The sequence below is a fragment of the Ochrobactrum teleogrylli genome (genome assembly GCF_037482325.1).
Lineage (GTDB): Bacteria > Pseudomonadota > Alphaproteobacteria > Rhizobiales > Rhizobiaceae > Brucella > Brucella teleogrylli.
The window spans coordinates 2,146,536-2,162,112 of record NZ_JBBHKQ010000001.1 but is presented as its reverse complement, the minus strand read 5'-3'; the positions used below and the strand labels follow the sequence as shown (position 1 = coordinate 2,162,112).

The window sequence follows — 15,577 nt, the reverse complement described above, 5'->3', positions numbered from 1 at the left end:
CCTTATTCCCTTACTCCCCTAATTCCACCGCCCGAATACGCCGGTTCTCGAACTTGATGCCGATCTTGCCGTCGATCAGGTCCAGTGCCTTTTGACCGAACACTTCGCGACGCCAGCCTTGCAAGGCCTGCACTTTCGCTTCATCGCCTTCGGCTGCAATCTTGTCGATATCATCCGAGCTGGCGACGATCTTGGCGGCAACGCCGTGTTCTTCTGTCACCAGCTTCAGCAGAACCTTCAGAAGATCGGCTGCGGCGGCGCTGCCTTCCGGCGAATGCGACGGCTTCGGCAGCTTCGGCAGGTCTTCTTTAGGGATAGCGAGCGCTGACTGAATTGCGGCGACCAGACCGGCGGCCTGTGCCGAGCGTTCCCAACCCTTCGGGATCGAACGCAGACGACCAAGCGCTTCGGCATCACGCGGCTGCTGCTGCGCGATTTCGGCAATCGTGTCGTCCTTGATGATACGGCCACGCGGCACGTTGCGTTCGCGCGCTTCCCGCTCGCGCCATGCAGCAACGGATTGCATGATGGCTAGTTCGATCGGCTTGCGCACGCGGGCCTTCACGCGCCGCCATGCGTCGTCCGGATGCAGATCATAGGTCTCACGGGCGGTCAGAACCGCCATTTCCTCGTTCACCCATTCGCTGCGGCCTTCTTTCTGAAGCTCTTCCTTCAGATAGAGATAGATATCGCGCAGATAGGTGACATCGGCCAGCGCATAGTCGAGTTGCTTGTCCGAAAGCGGACGCCGACGCCAGTCGGTGAAGCGTGACGACTTGTCGAGATGCTTGCCGGTGACTTTCTGAACGAGTTGGTCGTAGGAAATCGCATCGCCGAAGCCGCAGACCATCGCCGCGACCTGACTGTCGAAGACAGGAGACGGGATGAGATCGCCAAGATGAAACACGATTTCGATATCCTGCCGCGCAGCATGGAAAACCTTGACGATTTTCTCGTCGGCCATCAGGCGGAAGAAGGGTGCAAGGTCGAGACCGGGCGCAAGCGCATCCACCAGCGCGGTGTGATCCGGCGAAGCCATCTGGATAAGGCACAATTCCGGCCAGAACGTCGTTTCGCGGATGAACTCCGTGTCGACAGTGACGAAATCTGACTTGGATAGGGCGGATACGGCCTCTTCAAGGGCCTCTGTGGTCGTAATGAGTTGCATGGTTTTCTTCTAGAGCATTTCCAGCAAAAGTGCGAAGCGGTTTTGCGCCGGATAATGCGAAAGATAAAGATCTGCATTTCCAGCAAAAGTGTGAAGCGGTTTTGCGTCTGGAAATGCGCGCTGCATTCAGACAAAGCGACATTGATTGTCCCGAAAGAATGCGCAAAAGCGATAGCATAACAAGTGCAAATCGTGTTTTTTGTCGATACGTTACGTCATGCGGTCCGAACCGCGCCACTTGTAGAGAGTGCAGACTTGACAAAACCCGGTCAAAATGCGCTTTTCCGCCAGAATTTGCAGCGCTTTGCCTGCACTGACTTATCTTACCAAAAGGCAGAAATCATGCACCGTTACCGCAGCCATACCTGCGCAGCCCTCCGTAAGACGGACGTCGGTTCGAACGTTCGTCTGTCCGGCTGGGTTCACCGCGTCCGTGACCATGGCGGCATTCTCTTCATCGATCTTCGCGATCACTACGGCATTACCCAGATTGTGGCCGATCCCGATTCGCCCGCTTTCAAGGTTGCCGAAACAGTTCGCGGCGAGTGGGTCATCCGCGTCGATGGTGAAGTGAAGGCCCGCGCAGGTGATGCGGTCAATGCGAACCTGCCGACCGGCGAAGTTGAAATCTTCGCGACCGAGATCGAAGTTCTGGCCGCAGCCAAGGAACTGCCGCTGCCTGTCTTCGGCGAGCCGGATTATCCGGAAGATATCCGCCTGAAGTATCGCTTCCTCGATCTGCGCCGCGAAACGCTGCACAAGAACATCATGAGCCGCACCAAGATCATTGCCGCGATGCGTCGCCGCATGACCGAAATCGGCTTCAACGAGTTCACCACGCCGATCCTGACGGCCTCGTCGCCGGAAGGCGCACGCGACTTCCTCGTGCCAAGTCGTATTCACGAAGGCAAGTTCTATGCGCTGCCGCAGGCACCGCAGCAGTACAAGCAGCTTCTGATGGTTGCCGGTTTCGACCGCTACTTCCAGATTGCGCCTTGCTTCCGCGACGAAGACCCGCGCGCTGATCGCCTGCCGGGCGAATTCTACCAGCTCGACCTTGAAATGAGCTTCGTGACCCAGGAAGAAATCTGGGAAACGATGGAACCGGTCATGCGCGGCATTTTCGAAGAATTTGCCGAAGGCAAGCCGGTGACGCAGAAATTCCGCCGTATCGCCTATGACGACGCGATCCGCACCTATGGTTCCGACAAGCCGGATCTGCGCAACCCGATCGAAATGCGGGCTGTGACCGATCATTTCGCGGGTTCCGGTTTCAAGGTCTTCGCGAACATGATCGCCAATGATCCCAAGGTCGAAGTCTGGGCCATTCCGGCCAAGACCGGCGGCTCCAGAGCATTCTGCGACCGCATGAATTCCTGGGCCCAGAGCGAAGGCCAGCCGGGTCTTGGCTATATCTTCTGGCGCAAGGAAGGCGACAAGCTTGAAGGCGCTGGCCCGATCGCCAAGAACATTGGCGAGGAACGCACCGAAGCAATCCGTGTGCAGATGGGCCTCGACGATGGCGACGCCTGCTTCTTCGTGGCTGGCCAACCGTCGAAGTTCTACAAGTTCGCTGGCGATGCGCGCACCCGTGCAGGCGAAGAACTGAACCTCGTGGATCGCGACCGTTTCGAACTGGCCTGGATCATCGACTTCCCGTTCTACGAATGGGACGAAGACAACAAGAAGCTCGACTTCGCGCACAACCCGTTCTCCATGCCGCAGGGCGGTCTGGATGCGCTGGAAAATCAGGACCCGCTCGCCATCAAGGCCTATCAGTACGATCTCGTCTGCAACGGCTTTGAAATCGCCTCGGGCTCGATCCGTAACCAGCTGCCGGACGTCATGGTCAAGGCCTTCGAAAAGGTCGGCCTCAGCCAGCAGGATGTGGAAGATCGTTTCGGCGGTCTCTACCGTGCGTTCCAGTACGGCGCGCCTCCGCATGGCGGCATGGCTGCCGGTATCGACCGCGTCATCATGCTGCTGGTCGGTGCAAAGAACCTGCGTGAAATCTCGCTGTTCCCGATGAACCAGCAGGCGCTCGATCTTCTGATGAACGCGCCTTCGGAAGTGACGCCAGCCCAGCTGCGCGATCTTCATATCCGTTTGGCTCCCCAGACTCAGAAGAGCTAAGCTTTTTTTCAGAGAACAAAAAACCCGGCCTTTGAGCCGGGTTTTTTATTTTGGATCAAATCTCGGAAAAAAGCCCGGTGCATTCACCGGGCTTCTTCGATTTTAGTTGTTGGCGTCGATGCCGACCTTCAACAGCTGGATGATCTTCGTTGGATCGAGCGAGGCGGTTGCAACGATCGATGCGAAGGTGACCGGCTGGTCAGGCGAGGCGCTCAGCGTCAGAGACTTCGGATCGGAGAAATACTTGTCCGATGCCGCTTTCAGCTGCTGGGCGAAATCCGGGTTTTTCAGCTGCGTGGCCATCAGCGGAACCATCATCTTCAGCTGTTCGCCAAGCGCCTTGGCGTCCGAACCCTGCTGCTTGGCATAATAGGTCAGCAGCTTTTCGGTCAGCGATGCATCGTCAAAGCGGATCGTCAGGTTCTTGAGGTTCAGCTGTTCTGCGAGGCCGAGAATGGCAAGACCGGCGGCGTCCTTGTCGGCGTCCGACTTGGTCATTGCTTCCTGCGTCTTCTGCACGGCTTCGACAAAGGCCAGATCGTAACCGCCAAGGCTGCCGGTAATGTTGATCTTGCCGAGGTCCTGCGCATCAACTTCCATCTGATCGAGCGTGGCATCGCCCGACTTCGGCGACCACTGGCCCTTCATGTTGACGGCGGCCTGAAGGCTCTTCATGCCCAGCGGCTCAAGCGGGTTCTGGCCGTCCTTGCCGAAGGTGGCGTCAATGCTGGCGACAGTGGCGCTGTAGCCGATCTTTTCAGCCTTGTTCGACGTGTCGAGCGAGACATCGATGCCCTTCACCGTGGCGCCATCCGTGCCCGGCTTGCCGAAGGCGAGTTCATCGATCTTCATCTTGTCGTAAAGAACCATGCTGTCGAGCGGACCCTTGGCGGATTCGGCTGGAATCTGCAGGTTCTGCATCGACATGCCCTTGATGGAGGCCTGATCGTTCTTGCCGTCGGTGTTATCGAGCGTGAGGTCGGGAACGACAACCTGTCCGATGGTGAATCCGCCATCCTGTGCGTCCTGAACATCTTCAAGCGTCACATCGCCGACTTCCACGTCTTTCGGAGACAGCGTGGCAAGTTTGACCTTGGTGCCTTCGAGGACGATATTCGAACCGTCGGCCTTTACATTGGCAAAGCTCAGTTCACCGCCCTGCTTTTCGTAGAGGGCCTTGAGGCGCTCGGCGACGGCATTGGCATCCGCAGCCATGGCGGCGCTGCCGAAAATCAGCGAAAGCGCTGTGCTTGCAGCAAAAATGCGCGCCGCTGGCTTGATGTTGACGAAAACCTGCATTCGAAGCTCCTGGCTCATCTCTTGATTTGGGTGCGGCATTCATAGGCGCAAATGTTCTAATTTAACAACCAGATTTGCTAATCCTGTGGTTGCAGCACGAGAAAACTAGTTTCCGGTTGCTCTATAGTGTGTAAATGGCGGCGGATTTGCGACTGACGCTCTGTTGCACACTCCAATCTGGATTTGTGCAACTATGCAGTGGATTTCAAGCGCAGCCTTGCGCTTTGCGTGTCCTATTTGGCGCAGCCGCACTGTAATGTACTGGTTTAGTTCTCCTGAACGCTTGCTGACGAATCGCGCACTTGGTACTGAGAAGCATGGGAAAAAGTCTGATTCCGCCGGGCGACGGCGAAGAACACATCGAAAAGGTCGATCTTAAATCGGCCCTCGAGGAACGTTACCTCGCTTATGCGCTGTCCACGATCATGCATCGTGCGCTGCCGGACGTGCGCGACGGTCTCAAGCCGGTGCATCGCCGCATTATGCATGCCATGCGCCTGCTGCGTCTCAATCCCGATCAGGCCTATGCGAAATGCGCGCGTATCGTGGGCGATGTGATGGGTAAGTTCCATCCGCATGGCGACGCGTCGATTTACGATGCGCTGGTGCGACTGGCGCAGGATTTCGCGGTGCGTTATCCGCTGGTCGACGGGCAGGGCAATTTCGGCAATATCGACGGCGATAATGCCGCCGCCATGCGTTACACCGAAGCGCGCATGACCGAAGTGGCGACGCTGCTGCTCGAAGGCATCACCGAGGACGCCATCGATTTCCGTCCGACCTATAATGAGGAAGACGAGGAGCCCATCGTTCTGCCGGGCGCATTCCCAAACCTGCTGGCCAATGGCTCGGCGGGTATCGCGGTTGGCATGGCCACGAATATTCCGCCGCATAATGTGGCGGAGCTGTGCTCCTCGGCGCTTTATCTGATCAACCATCCCGATGCAGGCGTGGAAGAACTCATCACCTCGCCGGAGCAATATGCGGAAATCGAGCAGGAAGCGAAAACGGATCCGTCTGCACTTTTGAAAGCCAAGGTGCGCGGGCCGGATTTCCCGACGGGCGGTGTTCTGGTTGAAGAACACGGCAATATTGTCGAAGCCTATCGCACCGGTCGCGGCGCGTTTCGCGTTCGCGCGCGCTGGGAAAAGGAAGAGGGCAATCGCGGCACCTGGGTGATCGTTGTCACCGAAATTCCCTATCAGGTACAGAAGTCGCGCCTGATCGAGAAGATTGCCGAATTGCTGCTGGCCAAGAAGCTGCCGCTGCTCGACGATATTCGCGATGAATCTGCGGAAGATATCCGCATCGTTCTGGAGCCGAAGAACCGCACGGTCGATCCTGAACTGCTGATGGAATCGCTGTTCAAGCTGACCGAGCTCGAAAATCGCGTTTCGCTCAACATGAATGTGCTGTCGCACGGCAAGGTGCCGAATGTTCTCTCGCTGGGCGGCGTGCTGCGCGAATGGTTGGAACACCGCAAGGAAGTTCTGGTTCGCCGCTCGCAATATCGTCTGGCCGAGATTGAACGGCGTCTGGAAATCCTCGGCGGCTTTCTGATCGCCTATCTCAATCTGGATGAGGTTATCCGCATCATCCGCGAGGAAGACGAGCCGAAGCAGGAATTGATGCGGGCCTTCGAACTGACCGATGTTCAGGCCGAGTCCATCCTCAATATGCGCCTGCGTTCGTTGCGCAAGCTCGAAGAATTCGAGATCCGCAAAGAGTTCGACGCTCTGACCGTCGAGAAGACCGATTTGGAAGGACTGCTCGCTTCCGGCACGCGCCAGTGGAAGAAGATCAGCACCGAAATCAAGGCGGTGCGCGAGAAATTCGGCCCTGCTACCAAGCTCGGCAAGCGCCGCACGAATTTCGCGGAAGCCCCGACCCACGATCTTGAAGACATCCACAATGCCATGATCGAGCGCGAGCCTGTCACAATCGTCGTATCGGAAAAGGGCTGGCTGCGCGCGATGAAGGGCCATATGGCCGATTTCTCGACGCTTTCCTTCAAGGAAGGCGACAAGCTCAAACTGGCTTTCCACGCGGAAACCACCGACAAGCTTCTGTTCTTCACGACAGGCGGCAAGTTCTTCACCATCGGTGCAAATACGCTTCCGGGCGGTCGCGGCCATGGCGAGCCGATCCGCATTCTGGTCGATATGGAAAACGATCAGGATATCCTGACGGCCTTCGTGCACGATCCGTCGGCAAAGCTGCTGCTCGTTTCGCATGAAGGCAATGGTTTCATCGTTCCGGAAAACGAAGCCGTCGCCAACACCCGCAAGGGCAAGCAGGTGATGAATGTGAAGGCACCGGACGAGGCCAAAATTTGCACGCGTGTTTCGGGTGATCACATTGCGGTCGTTGGCGAAAACCGCAAGATGGTCGTGTTCCCGCTGACGGAAATCCCGGAAATGACGCGCGGCAAGGGCGTGCGCCTGCAAAAATACAAGGATGGCGGCGTGTCCGATATCCGCACTTTTGCAATTGCCGAAGGGCTGTCATGGCAGGATTCGGCAGAACGCACCTTTACGCGCAGCAAGGAAGAACTCATCGAATGGATCGGTGCACGCGCTTCCGCCGGCCGCGTTGTTCCGAAGGGGTTTCCACGTTCGGGTAAGTTCTGACAGGTATAGCACCACCCCTCATCCTGAGGAGGTGCCCTGAGCGAAGCGAAGGGAACCGTCTCGAAGGGTGAGGGGATAGGGGTATACGTTGTGCGTTTTCCCTCAGCGCTTCGATCCTTCGACAAGATCAGAAAACGCGACGTTACCCCTCAAACCGCTGCCAACCGCGAGGGCCGAGATGTTCCTGCGGTGTGAAGCGAATTTTGTACTGCATCTTGCGCGAGCCCTCGACCCAATAGCCGAGATAGACATGCGGCAGGCCTGCCGCTCGCGCCCGCTCTATATGATCGAGAATCATATAGGTGCCGAGCGAGCGGTCATGCATATGCGGTGAGAAGAACGAATAGACCATGGAAAGGCCGTCGGCCATCACATCGGTCAGTGCCACGGCGATCAGCTCGCCATCGCCTTTCGGGTCGATAAAACTGTCGGGGCCGCGACGGCGATACTCGATGATCTGCGTGTTGACATGGGTATCTTCAACCATCATCGCATAATCAAGCACGGTCATGTCCGACATGCCGCCTGAACGGTGGCGCGCGTCGAGATAATCGCGAAACAGCGCATATTGCTCGGTGCTGGGTTGCGCCTTGTGGACGCGACCGACCAGATCGCGATTCTGGCTCCAGACGCGGCGCATATTGCGCGTCATCTCGAACTCTCCCGCCAGAATGCGCACGGAAACGCAGGCGCGACAAAGCTCGCAGGCCGGGCGGTAGGCGATGTTCTGGGATCGGCGAAACCCGCCTTGGGTCAGGAGATCGTTGATCTCGTTGGCCTTGTCGCCCACGAGATGCGTAAACACTTTGCGCTCCATCTGACCGTCGAGATACGGACAGGGCGAGGGTGCCGTCAAGAAAAACTGCGGAGACTGTTGCGGTTGATGGGTCATTCAATATCCACGAAATGGCAATACCGAAACCATCACGATATTGGACAAGGATCGAACCGACGGCGCAAAACGTCAAGTGGCATTTTGCGCAGCCGACTCTGAATTTTTTTGAACTTAAGCCTGATAGGCCCCGATCTTAACGATCCGAGCGGATGACCGCTGTGCCGAGCAAAAGATCGTGTACCGTGCGCTTGCGGTCGAGAACCAGCGTAGCCAGCAGGATCAGCGGCGTCAGCACGACATTGAGGCCCCAGAACAGCACCGAGTGAACGATGGCGAGCATCGGGTCCACCGTGCCGCCTTCAAGCCGAACCAGCTTGAGATTCATCATCTGCATGCCCTTGGTCGCCTGCTGCGGGCCACCCATGGTGCGGGACACATAGATCAGTGCGACGATAGGGAACATGATGCCATAGAGCATCCAGCCGATGCCGAGTGTGAGCACGCCAAACAGGGCGATCACGATTGCAGCCGGAATGCACAGCAGAAAGACGATGAGATAGTCGATGAGGAAAGCCATGATACGGCGCGTACGCACACCTTCGAAAAAGGCGCGGCTGTCGTAACGCGGAGCCATAATCTCGCCGTGCAGGATATGGTCGGACATTTTTCCTTCCAGTCGTTAAACAAGACAACCGGAATAAAACTCATGGAGTAAAAACCATGTCCGGCGTCGCTCCGCCTTCCGGGCGGAACAGCAATCAACATGGTAAATGCAATAGGCCGTTTCAAGGAAGGTGTCAGAGAAAGCACTGACACCCTGCTATTATTAGCTTTGCTGTTTCAGCTTTTCCGCGACCTCGATCGCGAAATAGGTGAGGACACCGTCACAACCGGCGCGCTTGAAAGCCAGCAGGCTTTCCATCATCACTTTTTCCTCGTCGATCCAGCCATTGATACCGGCGGCCTTGATCATCGCATATTCGCCCGACACCTGATAGGCATAGGTCGGCAGGCGGAATTCGCTTTTCAGGCGATGGATGATGTCGAGATAGGGCAGGCCGGGCTTGACCATCAGCATGTCCGCGCCTTCGGCAATATCCTGTTCGGCTTCGCGCACGGCTTCTTCCGGATTGGCCGGGTCGATATAATAGGTCTTCTTGTCGCCTTTCAGCAGGCCCTGCGTGCCGATGGCCTCGCGATAAGGGCCGTAGAAAGCCGAGGCGAATTTCGTCGCATAGGACATAATCGGAATATGGTGAAAGCCGTTCTCGTCCAGCGCCTGACGTATCGCGCCGATACGGCCATCCATCATATCGGACGGGGCGATGACGTCGGCACCGGCCTCGGCCTGCGAAAGCGCGCCGCGAACAACCATCGCGACGGATTCGTCGTTGACGATTTCGCCATCGCGCAAAATGCCGTCATGGCCATGTGTGGTGAACGGATCGAGCGCGGCGTCGGTAATGATGCCGATTTCCGGCACTTCCTTCTTGATTGCCCGCACTGCACGATTGATCAGATTGTCGGGGCTGGCGACAAAGGCGCCGTCATCCGTCTTCACTTCGGCCTTTTCGCGCGGGAAGGGGGCAATGGCTGGAATGCCAAGCTTAGCGGCTTTCTCTGCCATGCGCACCGCCATATCAACCGAATAGCGCTCCACACCCGGCATGGCTTCCACAGGTTCGGAAACGCCGTTTCCATAGGTGAGGAAGAATGGCAGAATCAGATCGTCCACCGTGAGCTGCGTTTCCTGCACCAGCCTGCGCGACCAGTCGGCCTTGCGCATACGGCGCAAACGGCGGCTGCCGGTTACGTCATCGACATGCCTGCCGATATGAGGGGGGAGATATTTGGATTGACGGTCGCTCATTGAATTATTCCCGAGAATGGAAGCCGCGATGCAAATGCAATCAAAGGGCTGACTTCGGATGCGCACCGTTTATCACGGGAAAAGTGGTGAAACCAAGAAGATTGGCCCACTCTCGCCTGTGTGGGATTGACGCGGGGCGTCTCACTTTCTACCCATTTGGGGGAACGGGAGACAAGATATGCAGATTGACTTTGGCGGTGGCGACGAAATCGGCTTCGAACGCAAGGGAAAAGCCGGTCTGGTAAGGCTGACCCGGACCGCAGCGCTCAACGCGCTGACGCACAAGATGATTCTGGCGCTCGACCGCGCATTGCAGGCCTGGGAAAACGATCCCGAAGTCGCCTGCGTGATTCTGGAAGGCGAGGGCCGGGCATTCTGCGCTGGCGGCGATGTGGTGGCTGCCTACAAGTCTGGCCGCGAGGGAACGCCCGCTTACGAATTTTTCCGCGATGAATATCGGCTCAATGCCCGCATTGGCCGTTTCCCCAAGCCTTATATCTCGCTGATCAACGGCATCATCATGGGTGGCGGCGCTGGCATTTCGGTGCACGGCTCGCATCGCATCGTGACCGAAAACACCATGTTCGCCATGCCGGAAACCGGAATCGGTTTCTTTCCCGATGTTGGAGGAAGCGCGTTCCTGCCGCATCTCCACGACAATTTCGGCTATTATCTCGCCTTGACGGGCAATCGTATTCGCTGGGGTGATTGCCTCCAGAGCGGAATTGCCACCCATGCGGTTGCAGCCAGCGATCTCAATGACGTGCGCGAGGACCTCATCGCGACGGCCGATATCGACGCTGCATTGACCCGCAGCCAGTATCCCGATTTCGAAACCCCGGCAGAAGCGCGGAATGTGATCAAAGAATGCTTTTCCGGCGCGACGCTTGCCGATTGCATGAACCTGCTGGACAAGGCCGCAGCTTCGGGCAGCAAACCGGCGACGGATATTCTGAACGTGATCGCAACGCGGTCGCCGACCAGCGTGGCGGTGACCTTCCGGCAGATCGCCGATGGTCGCCCGCTCGATCTCGATGATTGCATGCGCATGGAATATCGCATTGCCAGCCGCATGCTGGAAGCGCACGACTTTTATGAAGGCGTGCGGGCACTTCTGATCGACAAGGATGGCGCGCCATCCTGGCAACCGGCTTCCATCGAGGACGTGAAGCCGGAACAGGTGAACGCCTATTTCGTCAATCTTGGCGAAAAGGAACTGACGTTCTCATGAGGAATTGCTGATGCATATGGATGAGTTGCGCCAGCACACGCAACCGAGCGGCCTGGAATGGACATTTACATGGTTCATTCGATTGCTGGCGCTGACTGCGCTTGCAAGCGGCGTTTTCTATTGGGTGCGGCTCATCGGCATTCATCCGGGATTGCTCTGGCGGTTCGATCTGATGCCATGGATGTGGCAGACCGCCGTGGTCGCGCTGGCGGTATTAATGCCGGTTGCCGCAACGGGTCTCTGGATGCGGGCAACCTGGGGGCCCGTGCTTTGGTTCGTGGCCGCAATCGGCGAGATCAGCATCTATTCGGTCTTTGAACGGAACTTTGAAAGCAGGCCGTTGACGGTCACGTTCAACGCCGTCTGCATCCTCGTTTATATCGTGTTCCGCGTCCTGCTGGCGCTGGAAAAACGGCGGCAGGCAAAGGCCAGCATTCCGGTCTGATCGCGGGCGCAGGTAAGTAAACATTAAGCCTGAATTTGCATTCCCCTTGGTAAGCTACTGTTAAGTCTGACTTTTAAGTCGAATTTTATGCATCTCGCCTAAAGTCCTCTCAGAACAGCGAGAAACATCGCTGCATAAAACAGGAAGAGAGCGGCATCTTGGATTTCCCGAATGCGGCTCCGACAGAGAGGCAAAGACAATGATGAATGCTCAGCGCAAAATCGACGCTCCGCTCTATGCTCCGGAAGCCGCACTCCGCAGCCTGTATCTGGAAGCCCTTCAACTAGTGGAGCGTCTGCACCGCCGTCTGCTTGATGTTGTGAAGGACGAATTCGACCGCAACGGTCAGCTCGACATCAACGCAACGCAGGCACTGCTGCTTTTCAACATTGGTAATTCGGAACTGACCGCCGGTGAACTGCGCTCACGCGGTTACTATCTCGGCTCGAATGTTTCCTACAACCTCAAGAAGCTCGTCGAAATGGGCTTCATTCATCACCAGCGTTCGCGTGTCGACCGCCGTTCGGTGCGCGTCAGCCTGACCGACAAGGGCAATGAGATCGCCAATCAGGTTGCAGCACTTTACGAACGTCACGTCCTGTCCATCGAACAGGTCGGCGGAATTCAGGTTGAAGAATTCATGGCGATGAACAAGTCCTTGCAGCGTCTCGACCGCTTCTGGAACGACAGCATCGCTTACCGTCTCTGATAAATGGACCGGCCTTCGGGCGCGTTTGTTGCAGAACGGACACAACGGACCGGCATTTACTGAGGCGGATGGGCAATTATGCTTCGATCTTGACGCGCGTGGCTTGCAAACTGGGCCGCGCGACATGATTAAGCCATAAAAACCGACATAAGCAGTCCTCAAGACTGTACGGGCAAGAATGTGCCATCTTCCAACAGGTCGGGAGATATAAGCGGGCGCGCATATGGTTGCGGGTCGGCTATCGCCTTGAAACACTGTTGCTGATATTCTCGGACGACTGCCGCCGACATTGACCGATGAGCGGCGCGCCTTTTTGGGACCAAGCAAATGACCAAAACTGACAAGAATGCCGAAGCTTTCAAAGTGGACCGCCGCCGCTTCCTGCGCGGTGCTGCAACAGCTGGCCTTTCCGTGGCAGCCTCGGCTTTTGCGACGTCGTCCTTTGCACAGCAGGCTTTTAACGATGTGCTCGCGTCGCCGCGGCGCGGTAACTGGGATGACCAGTTCGATGCGCGCGCGACAGGCGGCCAGAAGGTTGCGACCAACCAGCCAGTTCTGAGCCAGCAGACTGTCGGCAATCTTCAAAATGCCATTGCACAATATAGCGATATTGCCGGTCGCGGCGGTTGGCCGACCGTTCCGGGCAATGCAAAGCTTCAGCTTGGCGTGAATGACCAGTCGGTCCAGTATCTGCGCAAGCGCCTCATGGTCTCTGGCGATCTGCCGCAGGGCGCTGGTCTTTCCAACGCCTTCGACACCTATGTTGATGCCGCAGTGAAGCGCTTCCAGTCGCGTCATGGTCTGCCGGCAGACGGCGTGATGGGCCAGTTCACCTATGCCGCGATGAATGTAGACGTGAATACGCGCCTCGGCCAGCTCCAGACCAACTTGCAGCGTCTTTCGCCGCTGGTCAGCGCCGGTATGCAGGAACAGCGTTTCGTGATGGTGAATATCCCGGCTGCGCGGATTGAAGCCGTTGAAAATGGCAGCGTCATGCAGCGCCACACCGCCGTTGTGGGCAAGATCGACCGCCAGACGCCAATCCTTAATTCGAAGATTCATGAAGTCATTCTCAATCCTTACTGGACGGCGCCGAAGTCCATCATCCAGAAGGACATCATTCCGCTGATGCGGAAGGACCCGCAATATCTGGCGAAGAACAAGATCCGGCTCTACAATCAGGCCGGTCAGGAAGTTCCGCCGGAAAGCATCGACTGGAACACGGACGACGCCGTGAAGCTGATGTTCCGTCAGGACCCGGGCAAGATCAACGCCATGTCCTCGACCAAGATCAACTTCCACAACCAGTATGCCGTCTATATGCACGACACGCCGCAGAAGAGCTATTTCAACAAGCTCATGCGTTTCGACTCGTCGGGCTGCGTGCGCGTGCAGAATGTTCGCGATCTGGACGTCTGGCTCTTGAAGAACACCGCTGGCTGGGATCGCCAGAACATCGAAGAAACGATCCGTACGGGCAACAACACGCCTATTCAGGTCGCCGATCCCGTGCCGCTGCACTTCGTGTATATTTCGGCCTGGTCGACGGGTGACGGTGTCGTGCAGTTCCGCGACGACATTTACAAGATGGACGGCGCAGCCTCGCTGGCGCTTGGTACAGACACCTGATTTTTCGATATTTCCGACTGAAAAAGAGCCGCCTCGAATATTCGGAGCGGCTTTTTTAGTTGTTAAACCGATATCAAATCGGTTTGCCGCATTTTGGAACATGCTTTTCGCTTTGCGGCCATTGGCCTTGGGCATTCAAGTGTGATAATGCGCCTCATCCAATAGCTTTTACCGGCTGACCCGGAGGGTGTGAAAATGTCTCAAGCCAACGCCGCCGCCAAGAATGCGTTTTCCGACGCTTTCTTCAATGCAAGCCTCGAGGACATCGATTCCGAAATTTTCGGTGCAATTCGCAACGAACTCGGTCGTCAGCGCCATGAAATCGAGCTGATCGCCTCGGAAAACATCGTTTCGCGGGCTGTTCTCGAAGCGCAGGGCTCCATCCTCACCAACAAATATGCCGAAGGATATCCGGGCAAGCGCTATTATGGTGGCTGCCAGTATGTGGACGTGGTGGAAGAACTGGCAATCGAACGCGCCAAGAAGCTCTTCGGCTGCGAATTCGCCAATGTTCAGCCGAATTCCGGTAGCCAGATGAATCAGGCCGTGTTCCTGGCTCTGCTGCAGCCGGGCGACACCTTCATGGGTCTCGATCTCAATTCGGGTGGTCACCTGACGCATGGTTCGCCGGTCAACATGTCTGGCAAGTGGTTTAATGTCGTGTCCTATGGCGTCCGTCAGGACGACCATCTGCTCGATATGGACGAAGTGGCTCGCCTTGCCCGCGAAAACAAGCCGAAGTTGATTCTCGCTGGCGGCACCGCTTATTCGCGCATCTGGGACTGGAAGCGTTTCCGCGAGATCGCCGATGAAGTTGGCGCTTATCTCATGGTCGATATGGCGCATATTGCCGGTCTGGTTGCCGGTGGCCAGCATCCGTCGCCGATCCCGCATGCCCATGTCTGCACGACGACGACGCACAAGTCTCTGCGCGGCCCGCGTGGCGGCATGATTCTGACCAACGATGCGGACATTGCCAAGAAGATCAACTCGGCTGTGTTCCCCGGTCTTCAGGGCGGTCCGCTCATGCATGTTATCGCCGGTAAGGCTGTTGCCTTCGGTGAAGCGCTGAAGCCAGAATTCAAGCTCTATGCCAAAAACGTCGTTGACAATGCGCGTGCACTTTCGGAAGAACTGAAGTCGCATGGCCTCGATATTGTTTCCGGCGGCACCGATAACCATCTGATGCTGGTTGATCTGCGTCCTAAGAACGCAACCGGCAAGCGTGCGGAAGCCGCTCTCGGTCGCGCCAACATCACCTGCAACAAGAACGGTATTCCGTTCGACCCTGAAAAGCCGTTTGTCACCTCCGGCGTTCGTCTCGGCACGCCAGCCGGCACCACGCGCGGTTTCGGCGTAACCGAATTCAAGGAAATCGGCTCGCTGATTGCCGAAGTTCTCGACGGTTTGAAGGTCGCTAATTCCGATGAAGGCAATGCCGCCGTCGAACAGGCTGTGAAGGATAAGGTCGTCGCTCTGACTGACCGTTTCCCGATGTATGGCTATCAGGGGTAAACCTGATCGCCTGAATTTCAAAAGCCCCGTTCAACCCTGTTGAGCGGGGCTTTTTTGCCCGTCATACCCGGTGTGTCGCATTCGGTAGGTTGATTGGCGCAGATCAGCTATGA

Annotated in this window: 12 protein-coding genes; 7 read left to right on the top strand and 5 right to left on the bottom strand. The window is 56.9% G+C overall.

The window, feature by feature from the left end; translation table 11 throughout:
* Window positions 1-10: 10 nt before the first annotated feature.
* A complete protein-coding gene (gene rnd / locus WIX40_RS10130; RefSeq protein WP_109368718.1) occupies window positions 11-1,168 on the bottom strand; it encodes a ribonuclease D in 1,158 nt (385 codons plus the stop codon).
* Window positions 1,169-1,510: 342 nt separating this feature from the next.
* Here rnd and aspS point away from each other — a divergent pair, with 342 nt between their 5' ends.
* Window positions 1,511-3,301 (top strand): aspartate--tRNA ligase, encoded by a 1,791-nt coding sequence (aspS, locus tag WIX40_RS10125; RefSeq protein ID WP_109368719.1) that lies wholly within the window; start codon window positions 1,511-1,513, stop codon window positions 3,299-3,301.
* 102 nt (window positions 3,302-3,403) lie between these two features.
* On the opposite strand, the gene WIX40_RS10120 is transcribed toward aspS, so the two are convergent.
* Window positions 3,404-4,600 carry an aq_1923 C-terminal domain gene (locus WIX40_RS10120; protein ID WP_109368720.1) on the bottom strand — a complete coding sequence of 399 codons (1,197 nt, stop codon included), beginning with the start codon at window positions 4,598-4,600 and terminating at the stop codon, window positions 3,404-3,406.
* 317 nt (window positions 4,601-4,917) lie between these two features.
* Between WIX40_RS10120 and parC the strand changes: the two genes are divergently transcribed.
* Entirely contained in the window at window positions 4,918-7,230 is a 2,313-nt protein-coding gene (gene parC, locus WIX40_RS10115) for a DNA topoisomerase IV subunit A (RefSeq protein WP_109368721.1), read from the top strand.
* Window positions 7,231-7,372: 142 nt separating this feature from the next.
* Here the strand turns inward: parC and WIX40_RS10110 are convergent, their stop codons facing one another.
* From WIX40_RS10110 to hemB, 3 genes are all read right to left on the bottom strand, one after another.
* Window positions 7,373-8,122 (bottom strand): arginyltransferase, encoded by a 750-nt coding sequence (locus WIX40_RS10110; protein ID WP_109368722.1) that lies wholly within the window; start codon window positions 8,120-8,122, stop codon window positions 7,373-7,375.
* Between the two features lie 136 nt (window positions 8,123-8,258).
* Window positions 8,259-8,729, bottom strand: coding sequence for an RDD family protein (locus WIX40_RS10105; protein WP_109368723.1), 471 nt, complete (start codon window positions 8,727-8,729; stop codon window positions 8,259-8,261).
* 162 nt (window positions 8,730-8,891) lie between these two features.
* Window positions 8,892-9,935 (bottom strand): porphobilinogen synthase, encoded by a 1,044-nt coding sequence (hemB, locus tag WIX40_RS10100; RefSeq protein WP_109368724.1) that lies wholly within the window; start codon window positions 9,933-9,935, stop codon window positions 8,892-8,894.
* A gap of 178 nt (window positions 9,936-10,113) precedes the next feature.
* Between hemB and WIX40_RS10095 the strand changes: the two genes are divergently transcribed.
* The 5 genes from WIX40_RS10095 to glyA all read left to right on the top strand — a co-directional run bounded on the left by WIX40_RS10095 (window position 10,114) and on the right by glyA (window position 15,464).
* Window positions 10,114-11,166: an enoyl-CoA hydratase/isomerase family protein gene (locus tag WIX40_RS10095; protein ID WP_109368725.1), complete on the top strand. Its 1,053-nt coding sequence runs from the start codon at window positions 10,114-10,116 to the stop codon at window positions 11,164-11,166.
* A 10-nt stretch (window positions 11,167-11,176) separates the two neighbouring features.
* Window positions 11,177-11,611 carry a DUF6163 family protein gene (locus tag WIX40_RS10090; RefSeq protein ID WP_109368726.1) on the top strand — a complete coding sequence of 145 codons (435 nt, stop codon included), beginning with the start codon at window positions 11,177-11,179 and terminating at the stop codon, window positions 11,609-11,611.
* A 199-nt stretch (window positions 11,612-11,810) separates the two neighbouring features.
* The gene (gene ldtR, locus WIX40_RS10085) at window positions 11,811-12,320 is read left to right on the top strand and encodes a transcriptional regulator LdtR (RefSeq protein WP_078340499.1); all 510 of its coding nucleotides are present in this window, start codon (window positions 11,811-11,813) and stop codon (window positions 12,318-12,320) included.
* 327 nt (window positions 12,321-12,647) lie between these two features.
* On the top strand, window positions 12,648-13,949 hold the full coding sequence (locus WIX40_RS10080; protein WP_109368727.1) for a L,D-transpeptidase family protein: 1,302 nt from the start codon (window positions 12,648-12,650) through the stop codon (window positions 13,947-13,949).
* A 195-nt stretch (window positions 13,950-14,144) separates the two neighbouring features.
* Window positions 14,145-15,464 (top strand): serine hydroxymethyltransferase, encoded by a 1,320-nt coding sequence (glyA, locus tag WIX40_RS10075; protein WP_109368728.1) that lies wholly within the window; start codon window positions 14,145-14,147, stop codon window positions 15,462-15,464.
* The last annotated feature ends 113 nt before the right edge of the window (window positions 15,465-15,577 follow it).